30 protein-coding genes are annotated in these 25,100 nt (G+C 45.2%); 3 read left to right on the forward strand and 27 right to left on the reverse strand.

All coding sequences use genetic code 11. The features are described from left to right. Positions 1-88 precede the first annotated feature (88 nt). From spoIVB to ASL11_RS13345, 25 genes are all read right to left on the reverse strand, one after another. Positions 89-1,429, reverse strand: a complete 1,341-nt coding sequence (spoIVB, locus tag ASL11_RS13225; RefSeq protein ID WP_056614646.1) for a SpoIVB peptidase — start codon at positions 1,427-1,429, stop codon at positions 89-91. Between the two features lie 118 nt (positions 1,430-1,547). After that, entirely contained in the window at positions 1,548-3,275 is a 1,728-nt protein-coding gene (recN, locus tag ASL11_RS13230) for a DNA repair protein RecN (RefSeq protein ID WP_056614649.1), read from the reverse strand. 15 nt (positions 3,276-3,290) lie between these two features. Next, positions 3,291-3,740 (reverse strand): transcriptional regulator AhrC/ArgR, encoded by a 450-nt coding sequence (gene ahrC / locus ASL11_RS13235; RefSeq protein WP_056614653.1) that lies wholly within the window; start codon positions 3,738-3,740, stop codon positions 3,291-3,293. A gap of 2 nt (positions 3,741-3,742) precedes the next feature. Next, positions 3,743-4,195, reverse strand: coding sequence for a hypothetical protein (locus ASL11_RS13240; RefSeq protein ID WP_056614656.1), 453 nt, complete (start codon positions 4,193-4,195; stop codon positions 3,743-3,745). 197 nt (positions 4,196-4,392) lie between these two features. Further along, positions 4,393-5,223, reverse strand: a complete 831-nt coding sequence (locus ASL11_RS13245) for a TlyA family RNA methyltransferase (protein WP_056614659.1) — start codon at positions 5,221-5,223, stop codon at positions 4,393-4,395. A gap of 33 nt (positions 5,224-5,256) precedes the next feature. Then, positions 5,257-7,152 carry a 1-deoxy-D-xylulose-5-phosphate synthase gene (dxs, locus tag ASL11_RS13250; RefSeq protein ID WP_056614661.1) on the reverse strand — a complete coding sequence of 632 codons (1,896 nt, stop codon included), beginning with the start codon at positions 7,150-7,152 and terminating at the stop codon, positions 5,257-5,259. Positions 7,153-7,376: 224 nt separating this feature from the next. Then, the gene (locus ASL11_RS13255) at positions 7,377-8,291 is read right to left on the reverse strand and encodes a polyprenyl synthetase family protein (protein WP_436244978.1); all 915 of its coding nucleotides are present in this window, start codon (positions 8,289-8,291) and stop codon (positions 7,377-7,379) included. Continuing rightward, the gene (xseB, locus tag ASL11_RS13260; RefSeq protein WP_056614667.1) at positions 8,287-8,538 is read right to left on the reverse strand and encodes an exodeoxyribonuclease VII small subunit; all 252 of its coding nucleotides are present in this window, start codon (positions 8,536-8,538) and stop codon (positions 8,287-8,289) included. The genes ASL11_RS13255 and xseB overlap by 5 nt, the downstream gene beginning before the upstream one ends. Further along, positions 8,525-9,895 (reverse strand): exodeoxyribonuclease VII large subunit, encoded by a 1,371-nt coding sequence (gene xseA / locus ASL11_RS13265; protein ID WP_056614671.1) that lies wholly within the window; start codon positions 9,893-9,895, stop codon positions 8,525-8,527. The genes xseB and xseA overlap by 14 nt, the downstream gene beginning before the upstream one ends. Positions 9,896-9,902: 7 nt before the next feature. Further along, on the reverse strand, positions 9,903-10,769 hold the full coding sequence (gene folD, locus ASL11_RS13270; protein WP_056614675.1) for a bifunctional methylenetetrahydrofolate dehydrogenase/methenyltetrahydrofolate cyclohydrolase FolD: 867 nt from the start codon (positions 10,767-10,769) through the stop codon (positions 9,903-9,905). Between the two features lie 68 nt (positions 10,770-10,837). Next, positions 10,838-11,299, reverse strand: coding sequence for a transcription antitermination factor NusB (gene nusB, locus ASL11_RS13275; protein ID WP_056614678.1), 462 nt, complete (start codon positions 11,297-11,299; stop codon positions 10,838-10,840). Between the two features lie 119 nt (positions 11,300-11,418). After that, positions 11,419-11,646 (reverse strand): DUF2273 domain-containing protein, encoded by a 228-nt coding sequence (locus tag ASL11_RS13280; RefSeq protein ID WP_056614682.1) that lies wholly within the window; start codon positions 11,644-11,646, stop codon positions 11,419-11,421. Between the two features lie 14 nt (positions 11,647-11,660). After that, positions 11,661-12,221, reverse strand: a complete 561-nt coding sequence (gene amaP, locus ASL11_RS13285; protein ID WP_056614686.1) for an alkaline shock response membrane anchor protein AmaP — start codon at positions 12,219-12,221, stop codon at positions 11,661-11,663. 85 nt (positions 12,222-12,306) lie between these two features. Beyond that, complete coding sequence (locus ASL11_RS13290) at positions 12,307-12,720, reverse strand: Asp23/Gls24 family envelope stress response protein (RefSeq protein WP_056614688.1); 414 nt, start codon at positions 12,718-12,720, stop codon at positions 12,307-12,309. A 157-nt stretch (positions 12,721-12,877) separates the two neighbouring features. Next, positions 12,878-14,236 (reverse strand): acetyl-CoA carboxylase biotin carboxylase subunit, encoded by a 1,359-nt coding sequence (gene accC / locus ASL11_RS13295; RefSeq protein ID WP_056614692.1) that lies wholly within the window; start codon positions 14,234-14,236, stop codon positions 12,878-12,880. A 66-nt stretch (positions 14,237-14,302) separates the two neighbouring features. Continuing rightward, positions 14,303-14,797 (reverse strand): acetyl-CoA carboxylase biotin carboxyl carrier protein, encoded by a 495-nt coding sequence (accB, locus tag ASL11_RS13300; protein WP_056614696.1) that lies wholly within the window; start codon positions 14,795-14,797, stop codon positions 14,303-14,305. 157 nt (positions 14,798-14,954) lie between these two features. Beyond that, on the reverse strand, positions 14,955-15,692 hold the full coding sequence (locus ASL11_RS13305; protein ID WP_056614700.1) for a SpoIIIAH-like family protein: 738 nt from the start codon (positions 15,690-15,692) through the stop codon (positions 14,955-14,957). Positions 15,693-15,731: 39 nt separating this feature from the next. Further along, positions 15,732-16,373 (reverse strand): stage III sporulation protein AG, encoded by a 642-nt coding sequence (gene spoIIIAG / locus ASL11_RS13310; protein ID WP_056614704.1) that lies wholly within the window; start codon positions 16,371-16,373, stop codon positions 15,732-15,734. A gap of 4 nt (positions 16,374-16,377) precedes the next feature. Further along, positions 16,378-17,127 carry a stage III sporulation protein AF gene (spoIIIAF, locus tag ASL11_RS13315; protein WP_056614707.1) on the reverse strand — a complete coding sequence of 250 codons (750 nt, stop codon included), beginning with the start codon at positions 17,125-17,127 and terminating at the stop codon, positions 16,378-16,380. A 13-nt stretch (positions 17,128-17,140) separates the two neighbouring features. Beyond that, entirely contained in the window at positions 17,141-18,340 is a 1,200-nt protein-coding gene (gene spoIIIAE / locus ASL11_RS13320; protein ID WP_056614710.1) for a stage III sporulation protein AE, read from the reverse strand. 25 nt (positions 18,341-18,365) lie between these two features. Continuing rightward, complete coding sequence (gene spoIIIAD, locus ASL11_RS13325; RefSeq protein WP_056614713.1) at positions 18,366-18,755, reverse strand: stage III sporulation protein AD; 390 nt, start codon at positions 18,753-18,755, stop codon at positions 18,366-18,368. A 9-nt stretch (positions 18,756-18,764) separates the two neighbouring features. Further along, positions 18,765-18,968, reverse strand: coding sequence for a stage III sporulation protein AC (gene spoIIIAC, locus ASL11_RS13330; protein WP_056614718.1), 204 nt, complete (start codon positions 18,966-18,968; stop codon positions 18,765-18,767). 57 nt (positions 18,969-19,025) lie between these two features. Further along, complete coding sequence (spoIIIAB, locus tag ASL11_RS13335; RefSeq protein WP_056616988.1) at positions 19,026-19,544, reverse strand: stage III sporulation protein SpoIIIAB; 519 nt, start codon at positions 19,542-19,544, stop codon at positions 19,026-19,028. A gap of 21 nt (positions 19,545-19,565) precedes the next feature. Next, positions 19,566-20,534 (reverse strand): stage III sporulation protein AA, encoded by a 969-nt coding sequence (spoIIIAA, locus tag ASL11_RS13340; RefSeq protein WP_056614720.1) that lies wholly within the window; start codon positions 20,532-20,534, stop codon positions 19,566-19,568. A 72-nt stretch (positions 20,535-20,606) separates the two neighbouring features. Further along, positions 20,607-20,870, reverse strand: coding sequence for a YqhV family protein (locus tag ASL11_RS13345; protein ID WP_056614722.1), 264 nt, complete (start codon positions 20,868-20,870; stop codon positions 20,607-20,609). Between the two features lie 203 nt (positions 20,871-21,073). Here ASL11_RS13345 and ASL11_RS13350 point away from each other — a divergent pair, with 203 nt between their 5' ends. The 3 genes from ASL11_RS13350 to ASL11_RS13360 all read left to right on the forward strand — a co-directional run bounded on the left by ASL11_RS13350 (position 21,074) and on the right by ASL11_RS13360 (position 23,141). Further along, entirely contained in the window at positions 21,074-21,877 is an 804-nt protein-coding gene (locus tag ASL11_RS13350) for a phosphosulfolactate synthase (protein ID WP_056614724.1), read from the forward strand. A 3-nt stretch (positions 21,878-21,880) separates the two neighbouring features. After that, on the forward strand, positions 21,881-22,600 hold the full coding sequence (locus ASL11_RS13355; protein WP_056614727.1) for a 2-phosphosulfolactate phosphatase: 720 nt from the start codon (positions 21,881-21,883) through the stop codon (positions 22,598-22,600). Positions 22,601-22,676: 76 nt separating this feature from the next. Beyond that, a complete protein-coding gene (locus ASL11_RS13360; RefSeq protein WP_056616992.1) occupies positions 22,677-23,141 on the forward strand; it encodes a DUF441 domain-containing protein in 465 nt (154 codons plus the stop codon). Positions 23,142-23,150: 9 nt separating this feature from the next. Here ASL11_RS13360 and ASL11_RS13365 read toward each other — a convergent pair whose 3' ends face one another. Together ASL11_RS13365 and efp are read right to left on the reverse strand one after the other, a co-directional pair. Continuing rightward, positions 23,151-24,407 carry an aspartate kinase gene (locus ASL11_RS13365; protein WP_056614731.1) on the reverse strand — a complete coding sequence of 419 codons (1,257 nt, stop codon included), beginning with the start codon at positions 24,405-24,407 and terminating at the stop codon, positions 23,151-23,153. A 125-nt stretch (positions 24,408-24,532) separates the two neighbouring features. Continuing rightward, a complete protein-coding gene (efp, locus tag ASL11_RS13370) occupies positions 24,533-25,096 on the reverse strand; it encodes an elongation factor P (RefSeq protein ID WP_056614735.1) in 564 nt (187 codons plus the stop codon). Positions 25,097-25,100 lie beyond the last annotated feature (4 nt).

Genomic DNA, 25,100 nt, shown 5'->3' on the forward strand with positions numbered 1-25,100 from the left:
CTAATTCCAACATTTTTCGACATGAAGACACGAAACTCGCTATTCTCTCGTAAAATGAGGTTAAAAAGAAACAAAGAACTAAAGGCTACTAACTCACCTTTAGTTCTTTGTCTGTGTTCCCCGAGGTCGGTCGAAGGATGATTCCGGAGTCCTGAAGCATCCATTCGATAAAGCAACCATAGCCACTAGTCGGATCATTCACGAAGACATGTGTGACCGCTCCGATCAATTTACCATTTTGGATGATGGGAGAACCGCTCATGCCCTGCACAATCCCCCCCGTTTTATCTAATAAGCGTGGGTCCGTGATTTTGATAACCATGCCTTTCGTACCCGGAACGTCTTGTTTGGATACATGAACCACTTGGATATCAAATTTTTCTACCTTTTGACCTTCTAAGACGGTATAGATCTGGGCTGGTCCTTCTTTCACTTCTTCTGCGAAGGCAACGGGTATCGCTTCTTTATCTAAGCTGTGATCAGGAGCACCATACATTTTCCCAAAAATCCCGAAAGCCGTATTCCGTTCAATATTGCCAATTACCTTGCTGTCCTTGTAAAGCGTTGCATGCTTTTCACCAGGATCTCCATTATGGCTTTTGGAAATCGACGTCACATTCGAATAGACAATGTCGCCATCGCCTACAATAATGGGTGTCTGAGTATCCATATCTGTTATGACATGTCCAAGAGCCCCGTAGACTCCTTGATCTGGTGCATAGAAGGTTAACGTCCCAACCCCTGCCGCGGAGTCGCGAATGTACAGACCCAAGCGATAAGACTTATCTACTACGTCATATACTGGCTGCAACTTCACAACAAGTTCTTGATTGTTTCTTAAAATTTGCAGAACAAGGGGATTCTTACTTTCGCCTGATTTGGCCACCAGTTCCGCGACCTTACTAACATCCTTAGAATCCTTGCCGTTAATTTTGGTTATTAAATCGCCAACTTGAATTTTAGCTTCTTCCCCAGGTGAAACTTTTTGTTCAGAGGCAACAGTCACTAGATGGTGACCAACTACCAAGATACCGGCAGACTTAATTTTTACACCGATTGTCTGGCCCCCTGGGATTACTTTTAAATCAGGTACGACATTCACTTTGACAGTCTTGATTGGAATGGCTCCGAACAGCTTGAGCTTCATTTCCGTTTGCCCAGAATGGTCGGATTGCAGTGAGATAGGTTCGTTCAAATTAACTTGAAATGAGTGCTTGGCGTTGCCGTTTACCTTTACAATATCCGTATCCTTGACCGTGACCTGGGCACTGACCGGCATCGTTAACTGAAGCTGCTTCCCTTGGCCGCTAAACAAACGGAGTTCTTGTGGAAAGGAGGCGAAGCTCTGAAAAGGCGGGGACATACTGACCAAGCAAACGAAGAAGACGAGCAAGAGTCCGAACAATCTTTTTCTTTTGTTGGATTGCACTATCAACACGCTCCTTCAAAATTCCTTGAGCCCTGACGAATAACCTCGTCAATTGCGTACCTATAAGTTAACCCCAGTCCCCTTCTTTTATAACTGTAAATGATGACTATCTATACTTTCATACCCTTGCTTTCTTATTTTTTGCCATGGTAAGCATTTCTCCAGCATGATGAAGCGTTGTTTCTGTCACTTCTACACCGCCAAGCATCCTCGCAAGCTCTTCAATTCGGCCAGTATCTGGCATATCTTGAACACGCGTGAACGTTCGCTCATGATCCACTTCTTTCCGAATATAGAAATGAACATCTGCAAAGCTTGCAACCTGCGGCAAGTGAGTAATGGAGAAGACTTGACAGCTTTGCGAAAGAACGGACATTTTCTCAGCAATCGCTTGTGCCGCTCGTCCGCTAACCCCCGTATCAACCTCATCAAAGACAAGCACTGGAATTTGATCAATCCGTGCAAAAATTGCCTTCATTGCGAGCATAATACGGGAGAGCTCTCCACCTGAGGCAATTTTACTTAATCCGCGCAGCGGTTCCCCTGGGTTAGGAGCCATGAGGAACTCAACCTGATCAATGCCTTGTCTGGAGAAGCGAACCTTATTGCCGTCAACTTCAACGCCGCGGTCATCAATAATATGAGCGATCTGCACTCGGAACTGTGTTCGTTCCATTTGAAGATCACGCAATTCATGTTCAATCTGAGCAGAGAGTTCACTGGCAATACCTTTACGCAGGTTAGAAAGGTCTAGGGCATGCACACCAACTTGTTTCTCAGCAAGTACAAGCTTATCTTCTAATTTACGAATAATTTCATCTTTATTTTCAATCGTATCGACTTCATTTTTGATCTTTTCTAAATAGCTTAGAATCTCTTTTATATTCTCTCCATATTTTCGACGAAGAGACGTGATGGTATCTAATCTTTGTTCAATATAATCTAATCGAGATGAATTGAACTCAATGCTGTCGCGATAGTCTCTGATTTGATAAGCTGCGTCTTCCAGTTGATAAAAGGCCGACTGCGCCTGCTCAAGAATTGGGCTCAAATTCGTCGGATCTAGCTGAACGATATCTTGAAGGCGAGAGACTGCTTTGCCAGCAGCATCGAGTCCTCGATTCGTGGCATAGAGAAAATCATAAGCTTCAGACGAGCTTTGATAAAGCTTCTCTGCATTAGCTAACTTGCGCTTTTCCTCAGCTAAGGTTTCATCTTCGCCTAGTTTCAGCTTGGCTGAGGAAATTTCTTCAATCTGGAAACGATACAGGTCTAACATTTGCAGCGCCTGCTTGCTCGTTTCTTGAAGATCGTTCAGCTCCTTTTGAAGCTTCATATACTGATCATAGCTAGCTTGGTACGTCTTCTTCGCTGACTCAATCTCGGCATCTCCGAACAGATCCAAGGAATGAATATGCTCGTCCACATGAAGTAAAGATTGATGCTCATGTTGGCCATGAATATTAACGAGCCACTCCCCCGTCTTGCGCAACATCGTCATATTCACAAGCTGACCATTAATTCGACTTGAGCTTTTGCCTGTTGCTGTAATTTCACGACGGATAATGAGATGCTCGGAAGCATCGGATTCAATCCCGAACTCTGTAAGCGTATGCCAAACCGGATGAGACGCAGGTAAGTCAAACATCGCTTCAATCTCTGCTTTATCAGCACCATAACGAACTAATTCCGAAGAACCTCTACCACCGACAATCAGTGTTAACGCATCTATGATGATCGATTTCCCAGCGCCAGTTTCCCCAGTAAGGACGTGAAAACCTGCTTTAAACCGAATATGTACATGTTCAATGACAGCCAAATTACGAATTGAAAGTTCTGTAAGCATGAACGCCTCCTGATTTTATGATAATAAGGACATGACTTCATTTACAAAAGTTACACTATTCTCTTTCCCGCGGCAAATAACAAGTATCGTATCATCTCCACAAATCGTTCCCATGACGCCATTCCACTCCAAATTATCTATTAAAGCACAAATCGTATTCGCTGTGCCTGGCAAGCATTTCATAACAACTAAATTATCCGTATAATCAATGCTGACAAAATGGTCACTTAATGCCCGGCGAAGTCGCTGCATCGGATTAAATCGCTGATCTGCCGGCATGGAATACTTATATCTGCCATCATCTAGCGGCACCTTAATGAGATGGAGTTCCTTGATGTCCCTCGAAACTGTCGCCTGTGTGACATGAAATCCTGCCGCACGCAGCGCCTCGACCAATTCATCCTGCGTTTCAATCTCATGATTAGTAATAATTTCTCTGATTTTTACATGCCTTTGACCCTTCATCCTTACACCTCTATGTGAAAAGTGATTTTTTTGATTTTGCTAACGGTCATATCAACGTAAAGGATACCCTGTGCCTCCGGATAAATGAGAGTGTAGGGCAGCAACATGTCACGTACAGCGCTCCCTGTCATCTCAAGTGGCTTGCGTTCTCTTGCCACTTTCACAAGATAAATATCATCTTCCTTTTGCACAAAATAATCGATAAATAGGCGGCTTTCCAGCAGTTCTCTCTCGCCAACGGACATGGTAATTGGAATTTTGGTCTTACCAGCAAGCACTTCGAATCCAGCAGCCTCAAGCAAATCAACAACATCATCCTCGGGGATATTCGCATGCCTTGGAATACGTCCTCTTCTTCGACTTGAACCCACTGACCACTTCTGAAATCGCCAAAAGACGATACAAACAACAACGATAAGGATTAACAAAATGACTCTTACATCGCCTTGTTCCATGTCCTTCACCTCGCCATAGTATTCGCGAAACCGGAAGGCAAATCCTTTCTCTTAAGTGAAATAAACGACTACACCGTCCTGAAAGGGACTAGTGCGTTTATCTAAAATTTAAGCCGAAATATGAAGTGAAACAAATATATGCTTATAATTTGAAAAAACCCATCTTAGGGCCGCAAAAGGCGTTCTCAAAGATGAGTTTATTTTCCATGTAATTTCTGAGACTCTTTAACTGTCTCGGCAATAAGGGCTTTGATCGAAGTTGGCACTGCCAATGACTCTTCCGTCTCGTTGCTCGACCAGTACGCAAGGAATTCAATGTTCCCTTCACCACCGGTTATTGGCGAGTAAGTGAGTCCCTTCAAGCGAAAGCCGAGCTCCTCAGCAAATGAAAGAACCGTTGTCAGAACGTCAATATGTACATCCGTGTCCCTTACAACGCCCGACTTCCCAACCTTCTCTCGACCAGCTTCGAATTGCGGCTTAATTAAAGCAACAACATGACCCTGATCCCCTAAGATTTCCTTAAGTGGTGGCAGGATAATACGAAGCGAAATGAACGAAACATCAATACTGGCAAAGCTAGGTCTCGGACCGTTCAAATCCTCCAATTTCGTGTAACGGAAATTCGTTCTCTCCATGACATGAACACGCTCATCATTGCGCAGCGACCAATCCAATTGATTGTAGCCAACATCCACCGCGTAGACAGAGGCCGCACCATTTTGCAGCGCACAATCCGTGAATCCGCCTGTAGAAGCTCCAATGTCGAGCATTACTGCATCATGTAAGTCGATGTCGAAATGCTTTAACGCTTTCTCCAGCTTTAATCCGCCACGGCTCACGTAAGGATGCAGCGCACCCTTTACTTTCAGCACGGCTTTCCTGCTGATCTTCATCCCCGCTTTATCAGCTGGTTCTTCATCCGCAAAAACAAGGCCTGCCATGATGGCGGCCTTTGCCTTTTCTCTGCTTTCAAAATATCCTTGCTCCAGTAGCAATAAGTCTAATCGTTCTTTATCCGAGGACATATATAATGTGTTGCTCCTATTCAAAATCGGTTACTAGACCTTCGCTCGTAGAACCTTGCGAGGAACTAGCTTCTTCACTTCGGCAATCAAGTGATGGGCAGTTAACCCAACCTCTTCGCGTTGTTCAGGCACACTGCCATGCTCTACGAAGTAGTCTTGAATCCCCATCAATTCAACCTGCAAACCAACAACCCGCTTCTCTGCGTAGAATTCTAAGACCGCGCTTCCGAAACCACCTTGGATTGAACCCTCTTCCATCGTGATCACTGGCATCGATTCCTTAGCTAGCTGTAGCAAGTAAGCTTCATCCAACGGTTTAATAAACCTTGCATTCACAACACGAAGTTCAATGCCTTCTTGGGCCAGCTTAGCAGCTGCTTCCTCTGCAACTTGAACCATAGGTCCAACAGCGAGAACTGCCGCATAATCACCTTCACGTACAGTTTCCCAAGTACCGAGCGGAATGGCCTTTGGAGCCTCATCAATATTAGCGCCTGTGCCATTAATACGCGGATAACGATACGCAATCGGACCATCATTATATTCAAGCGCCGTTTGCATCATATCACGCAATTCCTTCTCATCCTTCGGCATCATTAAGACCATGTTAGGAATTGTTCGCAAAAATGAAATATCGTAAACCCCTTGATGCGTTTCACCATCGGAACCAACGAAGCCAGCTCTATCAATTGCAAAGGTCACGTTCAATTTGGGACGACAAATATCATGAACGACTTGATCGTATGCACGTTGTAAGAACGTAGAGTATACTGCAAACACTGGTTTTAAGCCTTCACTTGCTAATCCTGCACACAGAGTAGCAGCATGTTGTTCAGCAATTCCCACATCAATCATCCGATTTGGAAACTTGCTTGCAAATTTCATTAAACCAGAACCACCTGGCATAGCAGGTGTAACAGCAACTAAACGCTGATCCTTCTCGCCAAGTTCAATTAACGTATCACCGAATACCTGTGTATACATCGGAGGTCCAGCAGATTTGAGTAATTGTCCAGTTTCGATTTTGTACGACGTACTTACGCCATGCCAAGTATGGGAATCCGTCTCAGCTGGGGTATACCCTTTGCCTTTTTTCGTGACAACGTGGATGAGTACAGGACCTTCCACTTTTTCCGCCTGTTTCAACGTATCCATGAGCACTTGTAAGTTATGTCCATCTACAGGACCAATATAAGTAAACCCTAGTTCTTCAAACCACACGCCATTTAATACAAAATATTTAAGACTATCCTTCAGCTTCTCCGCTGTTTTGGCAAGCGTTCCACCGATGGCAGGAATTTTCTTCAGTAAATATTCGACTTCCTCTTTAGCTTTCAAATAATGACGGTCTGAACGAATTTTGCTTAAATAATTATGAAGAGCCCCTACATTGGGCGCAATCGACATTTCATTGTCATTCAGAATGACCGTAATATTCTTCTTCTCATGACCAATATGATTCATGGCTTCTAATGCCATGCCGCCTGTAAGCGCACCATCACCAATGATGGCCACAACCTTATTATGCTCGCCTTTGAGATCACGCGCCATTGCCATACCCATGGCAGCTGACAGGGAAGTACTACTATGTCCTGCTTCCCAGACATCATGTTCGCTTTCGGAACGCTTAATAAACCCGCAGAGCCCTTTATATTTGCGTAAAGTATCAAACTTGTCTTTACGACCTGTCAAAATTTTGTGTACATACGCCTGGTGACCCACATCAAAAATCAGTTTATCATACGGGCTGTGAAACATGGTGTGTAAAGCTATCGTGAGTTCAACCACGCCTAAGTTCGGGGCTAGATGTCCACCAGTAACGGAAAGCTTCTCAATAAGAAATTGACGGATTTCTCCTGCCAATTCTTCGAGCTCCGTTAAGGATAACCGCTTCAAATCTGCAGGCCGATTGATTTGTTCGAGCAGCACGCTTGTTTCCTCACTTTCAATGTGAAAATACTAAGATTTCACCATTATATCATATTATTGGGTAATTCGTGTGATTAAACCTCTTTCGAGGCAACTCAATGATGAGCGACTGCGTTTATAGGTAGGTTTCATCGCCAATTAGAAGATGTTTTCATTAAGTGAAAACTTATTTCTAATGTGGAAAAACTACCTTCCGGTATGTCATACAAATTGTATACGTATGTCTAATGATCCCGTTTCATCAGGTAATCTGCGATCTGCAGCAACCGTTCAGGGTTCGGTATATTGGATCGAATTAAGGCTTCCTTCGCTTGATTCGTCAGCTCTTGCACTTTCTGCTCAGATGCTTCCATACCGATAAAATAAGGGAATGTCACCTTTTGCTGTTTCTCATCGCTCTTCACAGGCTTACCTAGTTTCGCTTCATCACCGATAATATCCAAAATATCATCTTGAATCTGAAAAGCAAGTCCAAGCGCATGTCCAAATTCACTGAGTGCTTCCAATTGCGCTTCGGATGCCCCAGCAATATGTCCACCAGCACGCAAAGAAAATACAATAAGATCACTCGTTTTATGTGTATGAATATAAGTAAGCTCTTCTAACTTGGTTAGACCTTGCTCTCCTAACATATCCGCTGCTTGGCCGCCAACCATGCCACGAGCACCTGCCAGTACGGCAAGCTCTTCTGTAATGGCTAGTACACGTTCTGCAGGAACACCAAACCTCTTGTGTGATTGCGCAACGCAGAAGAAGGCGTGCGTAAGCAGCGCATCGCCAGCAAGAATAGCCATTGCCTCACCATAAACTTTGTGATTCGTTAACTTACCTCTGCGATAATCATCATTATCCATCGCTGGCAGATCATCATGAACTAACGAATAGGTATGAACCAATTCGATGGCCATCGCAACAGGCATAGCAGACTCCAGCGAGCCACCTAGCGACTCTGCTGCAGCGAGAACCATAATAGGACGCAGTCGTTTGCCGCCTGCCATCAAGGAGTAGTCCATGGACTCACGTAACGAAGCTGGTACCTCCCAAGCAGTCGGCAATGATTGACGCAATGCGGCTTCAACCAATTCAGCATGGGAAGCGATGTATGTATGAATAGTAGACGTCGTGTTATTCAAACTAATTCCCCTTATCTTCCAAGACAGGCTGGAAAGGCTTCCTTGTTACCCCAGCTTCCCCTTCAACCAGCATCTCAATTTTCTTCTCCACTTGCTCCAGCTTAACACCGCATATATGGGAGAGTCTTACACCTTCTTGATACAGTTCAATTGCTTTCTCTAAAGGAACGTCACCGCTCTCCAGCTGACTTACGATACGCTCTAGCTGCTCGATAGCCACTTCAAAACTTACTTCGGTTTCACTTGTTGACATCAATGTTCGCCTCCATCCCCGAAACTTGACATTGTATTTTACCATCCTTAAGACGTATGGATAATCGATCACCGATGTTTACTTGGGCGACCGAACGAATGAGCTGTTTCTCCTGCTCATCATAAGCAAGGCTATAACCCCGCTGCATAACTTTCAGCGGGCTGAGGGCGTCCAGATGACGGACGCTGGACTGCCACTCCTGCTTCTTCGAGCGCAGGAGAGTCTGCATGGCCGTGAGCATCTGACGTTTGGACGTGTCCAAACGTCGTCTCGCCATCACGGCCTGCTCGGTTGGATTGAAGCTGGATAAGCGACGCTCCAGCTTCATACGCCTCTGCGCCAGCTCCGTGAGGCGCTGACGCATACGGTAACCGAGCTGCTCCGCCAGCCGGTCGAGTCGCTCCGCAGGCTGCATGAGCAGCTGCCTGCGGGGGTTCGTCAGGAACGGCGAGCGCTTCGCGCGCTCGAGCCGTTCCTGCTTGCGGCGCAGCTGCTGCAGCAGCCCGTAATGCAGGCGCTGAGCCTGCTGCGATAGCTGCTGCTTCAGCTCGAGGTGGTGCGGCACCGCGAGCTCTGCCGCCGCCGTAGGCGTCGGCGCTCTGAGATCGGCGACGAAGTCGGCGATCGTGAAGTCCGTCTCGTGGCCGACGGCCGAGATGATCGGGATCGCGGAGGCTGCGATAGCCCGCGCAACGATCTCCTCGTTGAAAGCCCACAGCTCTTCCAGTGAGCCGCCGCCGCGGCCCACAATGAGCACGTCGGCTTCACCGAGCCGGTTCATCGCTTCGATCGCTTTCACGATCGAAGGCGCCGCCTGCGTACCCTGTACAAGGACAGGGTACAGCAAGATCGGGATCGACGGGTAGCGCCGCTGAAGCGTGATGATGACATCACGAATGGCAGCCCCCGTCGGGGACGTGATCACGCCAATGGCGCGCGGAAACCGAGGAATCGGTTTCTTACGCTCTGGCGCGAATAATCCTTCTGTTTCGAGCTTCTTTTTCAGCTGCTCGAAAGCCAAATACAAGCTGCCGATGCCATCAGGCTGCATCGCCGTTACATAAAACTGATAGGCACCGTCACGCTCATAAACGGAAATATTGCCGCGAGCAATGACTTTCGTGCCTTCTTTCGGGATAAATCCCAGTTTTTGATTATGCGAAGCAAACATAATGCTTTTCAGCCGACCATCCGCATCTTTCAATGTAAAATACATATGACCGCTGGAGTGATGTGTGAAATTCGAAATTTCGCCTCGCACCCACACATCCTGGAGTCGTGAATCTCCTTCCAGCAATAGCTTGATATAGCGGTTTAGATCCTTTACGGATAAAATCTTGGTCTCATTTCTCGCCATAAGATGACTATACGCTCACATTCGCTTTAGCTGCACGGCTAGCCGCATCAACTGTATTGCGAAGCAGCATCGTAATCGTCATTGGGCCTACACAACCTGGAACAGGTGTAATCGCACTTGCAATCTCTTTCACAGCTTCAAAATCAACATCACCCGTTAATTTGCCGTCTGCAGGACGATTCATCCCAACGTCAATAACGACTGCACCTGGTTTCACATGATTAGCTTTAATCAAATGCGCTTTGCCAACCGCTACAACAAGAATATCGGCTTGTTTGGTAATCTCTTCCATGTTAGGCGTGCGGGAATGAACGACAGTTACCGTTGCGTGTTCGCGCAATAACAGCATCGCCATCGGTTTACCAACGATATTACTTCTACCTACAACAACAGCATGCTTACCTGCGATTTCCACGCCTGTCCGCTTCAGAATTTCAATTACACCGTGCGGGGTACAAGGCTTCATACCATCTTTACCAATCATCAGGTTACCAACATTAATCGGGTGGAAGCAATCTACATCTTTCGCTGGATCAATTTCATCAACAACCGCTTCTTCATTGATATGCTTAGGCAGTGGTGATTGAACAAGAATCCCGTTAATTCGATTATTCGCGTTAAAACCATGGATGAGTGCAATTAATTCTGCTTGCGTCGTCTCTTCAGGCAGACGGTGTACTTCGGAATAAATACCTACATCATCGCAAGCTTTCGCTTTGTTTCTAACATATACTTGTGAAGCTGCATCTTCACCTACAATCACAACGACAAGACCTGGCTGGTTTCCCTGAGTTGTAAGTGCCGCTGCGTCAGATCTAATTTCCTCACGGATTGAGCTCACGAGTTCTTTCCCATTAATTACTTGTGCTGACATGTTATTTCCCCCTTAGCCGTTTAAGCCTTACCCCTATTTAACTATGCTGATGATCTCAATAAGGTTGTTCAAAGCGTACGCAGAACTTTCTCTTTCAGTTCTTCGATTTCTTTGATCATTTTTCCTAACACACCATTTACGAATTTCCCTGATTCCTCAGTGCCATAATGCTTGGCCAAATCAATAGCTTCATTGACAACAACCTTCGGTGGAACATCGTCGCGATACAGCATCTCGTAGGCACCCAGTCGCAGAATTTCCCGATCGATGCGAGACAGTCTGTCCATCGCCCACCCCTTCAGATACTCCTCCAACAACTCGTCGATGCTTACTTTGTTCTTGTAAGTTCCTTCAACAAGCTCAACAATGTAGACAGGATCTATCTTATCTCCGGAGAAATCCAACTGCGTTTCATTATCATGCTCAGCTTCATGAATCGCGACTTGAACAGCCTCCTGAGGAGTAGCCTCATTCATTTGGATTTGGTATAAGCTTTGTATAGCAATTTCACGTGCAATTCTGCGTTTCATTCTGTTCCTCCTAAGTGCTTTACTCCAGCAAAGCGACCTTCTCCTAAAAACTCTTTCTCCTAGTATACGTCAAATTAGATCCAATCCAAACAAAAAAATCCATGGTTGAACCAGGGATTTTAGCGAAACATTCTCCATTTTTGTGTGAGATAGCGCCAAATGTCTTCCAGCATGACGAAACTTTCTTTGCGATCCAACTTATTTCCAACATAAAAACCAACAAGAACGATAAATGCAAAGATCAACATATCCCAGAAACCAAAAAATAAATAAATAAAACCGAAGAATATACCCGCTGACACTCCGATTACTTTGCCCCTATGGAATTCCCACAGTTCATTCCACATATGTGGATTCACCTCTATTCGACCCGGCTTTTAAACGTTGGGGCAGATTGCACGATATTCGCTACGAATACGGTTACGGAAGCTACAGGAATACCGGTAATCTCTTCTATGTAACTTTTCACTGTACCTTGCATGTCTTCAGTCAGTTCCGGAATCGAGCTTTCCCCATCGACAATGGTTCTAATTGTTATTTCTAACCCGGATTGATTCACTCTAACTCGTGCACGCAAGTCCTTGGCACCTTTCGTGCGACCCGCTGCTTTCAGCGAAAGATTCTCAACCGTCTCGATGGAAATTCGAATATCCCCAAAATCAGTGCGTTGATCAATCGATGGTGCCTGGGAACGTCCGCGACGAAGCGTTACGATCAAGAATCGTACGGAAATCAGCAGCATAATCAAACTAATGATAATGCCCGGATAAGCGTAGCCCTTCTCGTAATAGAAATGACTAAGCGTTGTACTTGCTTGATCGAGTGGGATCCAGCTAGATGCTGTGAACAATACAAAGATCGATGCGACGAAAATAATCAGGCTATAGAAAAGTAACAAGAGCCTGTCCACAATTTTACCCACTACGCTTGTCCCCTTCCTAAGTTAGAGGAAACCCCCTGCAACCTGTAGGGGGTTTCAATTGATCCATATGGCTCAGCTTTACCGCCTATTTCACACGATTGGCAGCCGCTGGTTCTTCGTCAATCGGTTTATCCGCCTGCTTAAAGTGAACATCATGAATGTGTACGTTGACCTCAACAACATTTAGACCTGTCATTGATTCAATAGCCATTTTCACATTGTTCTGAATATCATTTGCAACTTCTGGGATACGATTTCCATACTCGATAATGATGGAGACGTCAATGGCAGCTTCACGTTGTCCGACCTCTACCTTTACGCCTTTGGACAAATTCTTGCGTCCAAGTAATTCAGCAATGCCGCCAGCTAATCCGCCACTCATCCCCGCTACACCTTGCACTTCCACCGTTGCCAATCCGGCAATGATTTCGATAACCTCGGGGGCAATCTGGATGCTGCCCATGTCTGTCTTGACGTAATCCGGAGCGATTGTGCTCATTGTGGCACCTCCTAAAAGTTTTGCGCCAGCAAAACTGGCTTGTAAATCTTAAAATTGTGATTGTAACAATCTTGCATCATAAGCCTAAAATATAAATGGGATAAGCCATCTTAATTTATTAGTATAACATTTCGGTAAAAATATGACAAATGATTATCTACGATTCTGGATCGTTCACATCGTGCTCTTCTAAGAACTTAATATCGTGATCGCCACTGATAAATTTCTTGTGCTCAAGCAGCTTCAAATGAAAAGGAATCGTCGTGTTTACACCGTCCACCGCGAACTCATTGAGCGCTCTTTTCATACGGTTAATAGCTTCTTCACGCGTACTTCCCCAGACGATTAGCTTCGCGATCATGGAATCATAGTGTGGTGGGATCGTATAACCAGGATAAACGGCACTATCCACGCGAACACCAAATCCACCTGGCGGCAAATAAAATTTCACTTGCCCTGGAGATGGCATGAAGTTCCGATTCGGATCTTCCGCATTCACGCGGCACTCGATCGCCCATCCATTGATGCGAACATCCTCTTGTCTGAAGGACAACGGATTCCCTTCAGCAACGCGAATCATTTCTTGAATAATATCGATCCCCGTTATCATTTCGGTAACAGGATGTTCAACTTGGATTCGTGTATTCATTTCCATAAAGTAAAAATTACCATCTGGACCTAACAAGAATTCCAAGGTTCCCGCTCCGGAATAATTCACGGCTTTCGCTGCGCGCACTGCCGCCTGCCCCATTGCTTTACGCGTTTCCTCCGTAAGGATCGGACAAGGTGCTTCTTCAACAAGTTTTTGTCTACGACGCTGTACAGAGCAATCACGTTCGCCTAAGTGAACGACATTGCCGTGTTTATCAGCAAGGATTTGAATCTCAACATGCTTCATGCCAGTTAAATACTTCTCCAAGTAGATCCCTGCATTACCGAAGGCATTCTGCGCTTCTTGTTGAGCTGCCGTAATTTGTTGAACAAGTGTTTCCTCGTTCTCTGCAATACGGATTCCTTTACCGCCGCCGCCTGCTGTCGCTTTAATTATAATCGGATATCCGATATCACGTGCAATAACCACAGCATCATCAATATCCTCAACCAACCCATCAGAACCGGGAATAATTGGAACTCTTGCTTCTTTCATCGTTTGCTTGGCAACCGCTTTATCCCCCATTCGGGAGATCGCGTCTGGCGAAGGACCAATGAAAGTGATATTGCAGCTCTCGCAAATTTCTGCGAAGTCTGCATTTTCAGCAAGAAACCCGTATCCAGGATGAATCGCATCGCATTCCGTTAACGTTGCAACACTCATCAAGTTAGTGAAGTTCAAATAGCTGTCTTTGGAAGCTGTTGGCCCGATACAATAAGCCTCATCTGCCAAACGAACGTGCAGTGCTTCTCGATCTGCTTCCGAGTACACAGCAACCGTATAGATGCCAAGTTCACGGCATGCTCGGATAATACGAACTGCAATTTCTCCGCGGTTCGCAATAAGTATTTTATTAAATTTCATGATTTGCCCTCCTAAGAGCTCTTCCTGCGAAAAGCTTGCGCTGTCAGCATAAGCTTGCAAACGCAACTATTCCGGTCTAACCAAGAATAAAGGTTGTCCGTACTCGACTAGCTGTCCGTTCTCAACGAGAATTTCAACGATCTCGCCTTTCACTTCGGCTTCTATTTCATTCATTAATTTCATAGCTTCCACAATACAAACAACACTCTTGTCCGTTACTTTAGAGCCAACGCTTACGAATGGCGCTGATCCTGGCGAAGCGGATTGATAGAATGTCCCTACCATCGGAGATACGATCTTATGTAAAGATGAATCCTCTTGCTTGGCTTGTCCGTTAGCAGTTACTGGCACTTCAAGAGCAGCTGCTGGCGCTGTATTTGTGTAGTTTGGTTGACCAATCGGTGCGTATGTGTGTTGAACTGGAGCGGATACATACAGAGGCTCCGCTTTATTCGGTTTACGAATAGAAAGGCGTGCACCTTCATTTTCAATTTCAAGTTCTTGTAAAGAGGATTGATCGACGAGTTTAATTAACTCTTTGATTTCACTCAATTTAAACATTCAAGTCACTCCTTTAGACGTTGGTGAACCCTTAAAAAATGCGTTTTCATAGCCGCAACGTATGTATTATACCCATAAACGCACGAAATGGAAAGAGTCCAGTTTATCCGGACCCTTTCCACTTCCCATTTGTGAAGCAAAAACTTCACTAGAATCCCTACGGACGTACGTATTGGATCTTGATATTTTCTGGCATAGCTCCCAGTTCTTTGACAACCATGTCGACGATGGAAACACCTTGGCTTTTTTCCAATTTATCGGCTTGAACCGTTACTTTCCACTTATTCCCATCTTGATTGATGACCGCTTGCGGGAAATCTTGAATCAAAAGATCTTGAAGATTTTCAATTTTATCTTGCAAATCTGACAAGGCAGACAAATCGTTTGTTGCTTTTGCTACCGCTTCAGGTGTTTTCTTAGTATCCAAAATGATTGTCATCAGATCCGTGGAAACTTTGCTGAAGTAGTTGTTTTGTTTCACTTGCTCATTTGTGAAATAGTCGTTAGCAGACGTCGTTTTGGCTTGTTCTTCTACCTGTTTCAACACTTGATCATCTGTTTTATTCGTTGTTGGTTTGCTTGCATCTTTTGTCGTAGTTTTGGAGCTATCTTGTGTCGTCGTCGCTTTAGCGTCTGTTTTTGTAGAAGTTTGCGGCGTTGTTGCTTTGGTGTCGGATTGTGTTCCTGTTCCAGATGTTGCTTTTACATCCGTTTTTGCGCCAGTAACTGGGTCCACTTGTGCCATATCAATCTTCACTTCTTGCGATTGCGTGATGGCATCAGACGATGCGAGATCCAACTTATTGACGTCCTCAGTAAAGAGATAATACGCGGAGAGTACCACCATCAAGCTAAGCATCGATACGAGCCAAATTGTTTGTCTTTTTGCATTCATTGTTTATTCCTCCTTAGAATAGTTAGATAATTTGCTGAATTAATTCCCTGTTTTGCGCGGTAAAATCGAAATTTTACTCGCTTGAACATCCATTCCTCGCTCAACGGCTTCCATGATCATTTTCTTCACCGTAAGATTTTCTGCACCTTTTGCAACAACAATGACACCTCTAATTTTGGGTTTAATGTATTTGAGCACAAGCGGCTTCTGGTCACCTGATACTTGATAAATAACGACTTCACCACTTCGCGTTACCTGGGATATGTTGCGTGTTGCGCCACCATTGTCGCGTTCTGTCGTCATGGTCTGATTATCGTTATAATTTTTGTCAACGGTCATTTCTTCCGTAGATTCGATAGTAACGAGCACTTCCACTTCGCCAACACCGACAATTTGTTGCAGGATGCCCTTCAGTTGGTCACCATAAGCTTGTTCATAGTCATGAAAGCTTGCGTTTTCCTTAGACGCGCTTCCTGCAAAGGTTTCCTTACTTTCCGCTGGGGGAGACGCTCTGCCTGTGTTGATGGGATCCAGATCTTTTACATTTATAAATGCGTTGATGATCATTAGCGCAGCTCCTAAAAGCCCAACCATGATGACCCAAAGCAACGTATTTTTACGCTTGGGTCCACCTGGTCCGCCGCCGAATTTGTGCTCCATCCATTGCAGCAATGTTCCCATCGATTCACCTCGCCATCCATCCTTTGCTTTGTATAGTTTCGATCTCGATTTTGGCAGGATCCACTAACCAATTCCGTGAAATATCTTGCTTGAGTCGATCCTTTTCTTGCTCGCTAGGCAGCGCTTTAAGGGTTGAATGCAAGTCGCCTTGAGCAGAAGTCTGACGATCTTGTGCTATCGCGGTAGACCCAATTTTGATGGGATCTACAGGCTTGACAGGCTCCATCGCTGCAATACTATTACTCTTCGTTGTCGTTTGTTTCTTCGTTTCTATATCATCAAGGGTCACCTTCACATTGGTAATGCTGGGTTTCCCATTATTGTCTACTTCTACATGAACTTGTACCTCCTGTACTGGCCATTCCGTTTGTTTCTGCAAGTCCTCTTTAATCAATGCGGCTAATTGCGTTTGTACTAATTCCTGTGTTTTCTTCTGTTCTGCATCTTGAATCTTATTGGCATCCTTCGTGATGGCTGCCAATGACTTCATTTGTGTTGTTTGATTGCCGCCAAAACCACCTGCAAGCATCGTTTTCTCATTCTGCTCCTTCTCCGCTTGGCTGAGAAGCTGATCCATATCCCAGTCCTTCTGGAACAGCTGAAGCACAGGGGTGAGTAGCGTCAGTAGAATAAATAGACTCAAAACCGTCTTCACATACCGCTGCATCGTATTGCTTGGGAGCAGAAGATCAACAAACGTCGCGAGCATAATGACCATAATGACGGTTTTCAGCCATCCTGCTAACCAATCCATCGCCTAGCTCCTTTCACCTCATCATGACGGAGACATTGCTAATTGTGATCATGATGGTCAGGGCAAGAAAAAACATTAAGCTTACTGCCGCTAACGCTGCAAAAACGTAAATTAAGCTCTTACCAATCGTTTGCAGACAAGCAATAATCGGGCTATCGCCTAAGGGCTGCATCAGCGCTGCGGATAAGTTGTAGATAAAAGCTAGCGTTAAGATTTTAATCGCTGGAAACGCGCACAAGAGAACGAGGATGACAACACCAACAAGTCCTATGGCATTTTTGACAAGGAGAGATGCCCCTATCACCGTTTCCGTTGCGTCCGAGAACAACCGCCCTACAACAGGCACGAAATTCCCAGTAATGTACTTTGCTGTTCGAATCGCTACACCATCTCTAACCGCACCTGCAGTCCCTTGAATAGAGATGACACCAAGGAAAACCGTTACGAACACGCCCAGCATACTTAAACTTACGGTGCGCAGTAGATTTGCTAACTGGGTAACCTTAAACTTGTCGCTGAGTGAGCTAACGATGTGCAGCACAGCCGAGAAAAACAAGAGCGGGAAAACAAACACATATATCGCCGTTCCCACCGAGTGAATCATGAACACGATCAGAGGATGAAGGATGGCCACGGAAGTAACATTACCCATGGACGCTAATAAAGTTAGTAACAAAGGCATGATCGCGAACATGAATTGAATCATAGACGAAATGGCTGTCTTGGCGTACCCGATCGCAACGCTGAAGCTATTGATGGCAATGATGATCAATACCATATACGTGATCGTATAACCTAGCTTGCTAACCGTATTTCGTTCAAAAGAGCTTTGCAGCGTCTCCAGAATCATGCTAAAGACGGTCAATACAACGATGGAAGCTAGTAACTTGCCATTGATGATAATCTCATGAAATACATAGCTCAGTAGTCCTTTAAAGATACTTTTCATACTAATACCCTTAGTCCCAAGAAGAAGTTCCATGAAGGTTGGAGGTTTGCTCTCCGGGAAATACCCGCCATATTCCTTCATCAGCTTATCCCAATATTGCTCGACTGGCTCCGTATTCAAGCGGTTCGCTTGTTCTTGGATGATAATATCTGTAGGCGATTCGGCCGTTAAGGAACCCGACAAGCCGAGCCAAAGACCCATCGTTATAATAAATAGTAAGATCCACCGGTTGTTCAGCTTCTGGTGCGAATAAAGTAGGTGCATGCGTGTCACTCCTTAGGTGAATCTTCTAAGCAGGGAGCAGTTTAACCACGGTTTCGATAATGACTGTTATAATTGGAATGGCCATAACCATAATGAGTACCTTACCTGACAGCTCGATTTTGGAAGCTATGGAATCTTGGCCGGCATCTCTAACGATCTGAGCGCCAAACTCGGCGATGTAGGCAACACCTATAATTTTCAGAATCGTTTTGAGGAAAACGAGGTTTACGTTCGACTTCACTGCTAAGTCCTCAAGGACTTGGATAACCGAAGAAATTTTGCCTATTAAGAACAAGAATATGACTATGCCCGTAAAAGCAGCTAATAGAAAGGCGAACATCGGCTTCTGTTCCTTGATGATGAGCGTCAAGATCGTGACGATGAGTCCTAAACCTACGATTTGGATGATTTCCATCAGACCACCTCATTGGAATAGGAAAATAGTTTTAATTTCTTTGAATAAGTTATCCAGCATACTAACGACCATAAAAAGCACGACCACGAAGCCTATGACCGTGACCCAGTGTGCCATATCCTCTTTACCCATCTGCTTCAGCACCGAATGGATCATCGCGATGATGATTCCGATGCCGGCGATTTGGAAAATGGCGTTCACATCTACATTCATTCCTGGCACCTCACTCCGCCTTCAAGGAACTTGTCATCCAGGGATAAATGATCCCCACTAATACATTAAAATTACGACTAACGCTCCGATGAGGACACCTAGGCTTTTCCACATTTTCTCGTAGCGTTGCTGCTCATCCCTTGCATCCGTCTCTTCCGATTGAAGTTGGCTCATCGCAAGTCGCAAGTGTTTGATTTGGTCACTTCGATCTGAGAGCCCCAGCACCGGACCGAGCCCAAGAATCACTTCTTGCTCTGCTTGCCGCATAGAGGTTCTTGACCAGACTTCTTTCACTGTCATTTGCCATAGATCCTTAGTCGATTCACCATTGCTGCCGAGCAAACGTTCTGACATTAAACGAAATAAAGTCGAAAGTGGATCAGCAACTTGCTTGCTTAATGAAGCGAAAGCTTCAGGAAGCGGCGTGAGCGCGTAGGAAATTTCCGTCTCCATTCGGCCAAGCGCGCCAATAAGTATACGAATTTGCTTGGGTCGTCTTACATAGTGAGCAGCTTGCATAAACCCATACATTGACGCTGCTCCGAAAATCAGTACTCCTCCAACGAATTTCAGCATCTTCATCGTCCTTTGCGTTCGTCATCCATCTCCCATTGCCTTACCTTGATGATCCAAGATCCGAAAGGAAGCTGAAGCACCTTTTCTTCGCTGCAGGATCACATATTTCGTAAACACACCTGACTCCATCAACTCCCTAAGAACTGGTCGTCTATGGACATCTTCGTAGCTTGCTCCATGTGCTGTCGCTAGAACACGAATCCCGGTGTGAACCGCTTCATGAATCGCAAACGCATCCTCAACTCGTCCAATCTCATCCACGATGAGCACCTCAGGTGATAAGGAACGAATCATCATCATCATCCCTTCAGCCTTCGGACAACCATCTAACACATCTGTGCGAGGACCTAAGTCGAATTTCGGTACGCCTTTGACACAAGCAGCCAATTCGGAACGTTCATCTACGATACCTACTTTTTTGCCTGATAGTGAGCTATGCCTAGCCCCCCATTCGCCTCGGCTAATCAGTCTGGCCAAATCACGAATTAAGGTGGTCTTCCCTTGCTGCGGCGGTGAGATGATCAGGGTATGATGAATGTTCCCCATGCTCTGATCTACCAGATACGGTAAAATCTCCTGACCCACACCTTGAATTTCGCGCGCGATCCGAATGTTAAAGGAACTCACATCGCGTATTTGCTTCACTTGACCTTGGTCGAGAATCGTACGACCAGCCAGTCCAACTCGATGACCACCTGAAACGGTGATGTAGCCTCTGCGCAGTTCTTCCTCAAACGTGTACAACGAATGATTCGTTAGGATCTCAAGTAGTGTCAGACAATCTTGCCTGGACGGTTTATATGCCAAAGCTTCCTGGGTGATCATTTGCCCACGCTCACTAATGAAGGCATATCGGTCCGCCCAGCTAATTTCAAGAGGACGTGACTCTCTCACCCTGATCTCCTCCACACTAGCTTGTACGTTCGGTGGAAGCTCGCTCAGCATGAATCGGATGTTCTGCGGCAACAAATGTGAAATACTCGCTAGCATTGGGAGACATCCCTCCAAGTTGTCCAGTCTTCTATATTCATTTCTATGCTTACTAGAAAGAAATATGACCGATTACTTTTTAATAATCCCAATAAACAAACAACTGACTCCTGCTATGATCCACAACATCTTTCCATATGATAGTTTGTCAGCTACGCCTACTAATCCAATCGTTGTCGTAGTTAATAGTACTAGAGGACCTACTAGTGCTAGAGCTGAATTCACCAACAGCGCCTTCTCGATCGTCGCTAGTCTGAGCATAAGAATAGCAGCAATAATTTCGATGCTCCCTGACATCAGCCGCAAGGAAGCCATCGTAAGTACAATCTTGTTCATGAACTATAACACCTCCTAAAAGTTCTGTAGCACATGCAAGCGAAGCGGAATAGTGCAGCGACAAAACTAGCTTCGGAAGCATACGCTTTTCCCTACCTTATGCGAGCTCGTCTCATTTTAGGCATGCTGGGCACCTCCATTTGTACTCATGCATATGCTGTACACATAATTGATCCTTCGAAGGACAGTGAGGAGAAATACCGATGGAAGTGACCTCTCAATTAAAATGGAACCCCGTTCTAGCCGACCCTACAGGAAAAAGGCAGCTGAAACCAAGAACGATGGGGAAAACAATGGTGATGGATAAGGGGCTTGGCATGCTTGCCTTTCAGGATTTGCTCCAAACCTCTAGCAGCCATGTGGATATGATCAAACTCGGATTCGGCACTTCACCGCTTTATCCGCAATCCGTGCTGCGGAGCAAAATAAACCTAGCTAAAGAGAATAACATTCTCATTTATCCAGGAGGTACTTTTCTGGAAGTGGCTGTAACCCAGAATGCGGTAGATTCATTTTTTGACATGATACTTGCACTCGGCTTTAATGGCGTTGAAATATCCGACGGCACCATTCAAATGGATCGTAGACAACGGAATAAGTTAATTACCAGAGGGTTAGATGAAGGGTTAGAAGTCGTGACGGAGTATGGAAAAAAAGGATGGGGATCCTCCATAGAGTTAACAGAATTAATTGATACAGTCTTAATCGATTCTGAATTAGGTGCTTCCCTTGTCACGATTGAAGCGCGTGAGTCTGGCATGGGTGTTGGCATTTTCGATGGGGAAGGGAAATGCAAAGATGAGGAATTGCATAGCGTGCTTGCTTCCATTTCAGGTCATAAGCTCTTATGGGAAGCACCTCAAAAAAGCCAACAAGTGCACCTGATCAACTCCCTCGGTCCCGATATTCACTTAGGCAATATTTCCCCAGATGAAGTTATTGCATTAGAAGCTTTGAGGAGAGGACTCCGGTCAGACACGTTGTCCTTAGGTACCAGAAAGGATTAGCACATGCATATCGAGGTGATCGCCAACATCGGCGAAGCAAGAAGTGACGAGTTTCTCCATAAAACCGTCATTGTCGTTGATGTTTTACGTGCAACCAGCACAATCATCACCGCTTTGATGAATGGCAGCAAGGGTGTAGTCCCTGTTGATACGGTTATAAAAGCGAAGGAACTGGCGAGAGATGGCGATTTGCTTGGTGGGGAGCGCTATTGCAAAAAAATTCCTGGCTTTGATTTTGGTAATTCACCACTTGAGTACACACGCGAAGTCGTTCAAGGCAAACGCATCATCTTGACGACTACTAATGGCACAAGAGGGATACAGAAAGCGATAAAAGCCGATCGTGTGCTTGCGGGAGCCATTATTAACGGCAAAGCCACTGCTGCGGCAGCAATCGACCTTAAACGGGACACAGTGATCGTTTGTGCAGGTACGCAAGATGTATTCTCATTAGAGGACGGCCTCTGTGCCGGCCTCATCCTGAATGAAATCGCGATTCTACTTGGCGAGCAGCACATGATAACGAATGACTTCGGTCTAGCAATGCGAGGTTGCTATCTCGAAGCTAAGAATCACTTATTCGAGACCATACTCGCTTGCAGCAACGGTAAAAAAATGAAAAAGTCCGGTTTCCTCGCGGATGTCGAACTTTGTGCCAAGACGAATATAACGGAATGCGTTCCCGTTCTGGAACACGATCAGATGGTTCCTTTTGGGCGCTAGTCCCCCACCCTTCGTTCTAAATACAAGCCCCTCTCATAAACTTAAATGACGACGATGAGGACAAGGGGTTATGTATATGAATGGTGATATGCTCTTAGTTATTCTAATTATTATTGGACTCATAGGCCGTTCTCCGATCATTACAACCGCGGCTTGTCTTTTACTGGCCATTAAGTTAATTGGTCTCGATCGCTATTTCCCTACCATGGAACGTAGAGGTCTCGAGCTCGGCTTGCTTTTCCTGACAATCGGTGTATTGATTCCATTTGCAAGTGACCGTATTTCGATGAAAGATATCCTCTCCGTCTTCACAACATGGCCTGGCATCATTGCCCTCGTGGGCGGAGCGATAGCCACCTATATGAATGGAAAAGGTTTGGAGTTACTAAAAGTAGACCCACAATTAATTGTGGGTCTTGTCCTTGGTTCTATATTTGGCATTTTATTTATGCGCGGCATTCCGGTAGGACCATTAATGGCTGCTGGAATAACGGCATTTCTATTGAAGATTGCTTATTTCATTGCGGACAAACTCCATTAGTTTTCCAAATTATCTGCGATCTTCTGGACCACCAACGAAGGCTTGCTCTGCTGTGTCTAAGCCGTATGCTGTGTGAAGAGCACGAATCACATCTGTTAAGTTCGTATTGTCAATGACACAAGACATTTTAATCTCTGATGTACTTACCAATGAGATGGTAATGCCAAGATCAGAAATAACTTTGAACATCGTAGCTGCAACTCCTGGTGAGCTAACCATACCGGCACCAACGATCGAAACTTTAACAAGATCAACTTCGGACGTCACTTCACGGAAACCAACTTCAGCACGAATTTGTTCAATAACATCTAGCGCTTTCTCACGATCCGCCAATGTCGTTGTGAAAGAGAAATCCGCAGATCCGTTAATCACACCGCTTTGAACGATAATGTCCACGTCAATTTGCACCTCAGCAAGTGCTAGGAAAACTTTAGCAAGCTGACCTGGTTTCTCAGGAACACCCAGAATACTAATTCTTGCTACATTTTTGTCATATGCGATGCCACGAACGACGATTCCTTGCTCCATCACTGCTTCCTCCTTCACATTGGTGCCTTCATTGTAATTAAAGCTTGAACGCACCACGAGGGTCACGTTGTAATTTTTCGCATACTCGACTGCGCGAGGATGAAGAACTGCAGCTCCAAGGTTAGCAAGCTCCAACATTTCATCATAGGAAATTTCAGCAAGCTTTCTAGCTACTTTCACAATCCGAGGATCCGTTGAATAAATGCCATCAACATCGGTATAAATTTCACAAAGATCCGCTTTGATCGCTGCAGCAAGTGCTACTGCTGTAGTATCGGAGCCGCCGCGGCCCAACGTAGTAATTTCACCTGCTTCAGTCATCCCTTGGAAACCAGCTACGATGACAACATTCCCTTGTTCAATCGCATTCAGGACACGATGAGGTTGAATATCCGTAATTCTCGCTTTCCCGTGAACTGGCTCTGTATAAATGCCACTTTGCCACCCAGTGTACGAAACCGCTTGTTCACCAAGATTATGTATGGCCATCGATAAAAGCGCTACGGAAACTTGCTCGCCCGTCGTCAACAACATATCCATTTCACGAGCCGGTGGGGCTCCATCGTAAATTTGCTTGGACAAGTCGATTAAATCATCCGTTGTATCACCCATCGCTGAAACGACAACAACACAGCTGTGTCCAGCTTGTTTACGCTCCACGATTCTTTTTGCAACTCGTTTCATTCGCTCCGCATCACCGACAGAGCTACCGCCAAATTTCATCACTATAAGAGACAAAGCTGACCCACTCCTAACGCATACTAGTGCATAACAATTCAATATTATAGCATACAATTGACGGACTGTGGTAAGAAAAGAAAAAAAGCCTTTCGGACTCCGTAGAGTCAGAAAGGCTTTGCTTTTTAGTTGCTTGCGCGTGAAAGGTATTTGCCGTCATCTGTATCAACGGAAAGGACATCGCCTTCGTTGATGAAAAGTGGAACCATCACGTTAAGGCCTGTTTCCACTTTCGCATTTTTCAATGCACCTTGTGCTGTGTTTCCTTTAACACTTGCATCGGTTTCGATAACTTTCAAATCAACGCTCTTCGGAAGGTTAATCCCTAGGATTTCCCCTTGGTAGCTCATGATTTTGATGTTCATGTTTTCTTTCAAGAAGTTCAATTCCCATTTCAATTGTTCGTGGGCAAGCGAAATCTGATCGTAAGTTTCCGTATCCATGAACGTGTACTCGTCGCCAGCTGCGTACAGGTACTGCATTTCACGGTTTTCGATGTGAGCACGTCCAACGTTCTCACCTGCACGGAATGTACGCTCAACAGTGTTACCGTTGCGTAGGTTTTTGAGTTTGGAGCGCACGAATGCAGCACCTTTACCTGGTTTAACGTGTTGGAAATCTAGAACTGTAAAAATATCATGTTCAACTTCAATTGTCAGACCTGTTTTAAAATCGTTTACTGATATCACTTGT

Origin of the sequence: Paenibacillus sp. Soil750 (genome assembly GCF_001428045.1) — a bacterium.
Lineage (GTDB): Bacteria > Bacillota > Bacilli > Paenibacillales > NBRC-103111 > Paenibacillus_E > Paenibacillus_E allorhizoplanae.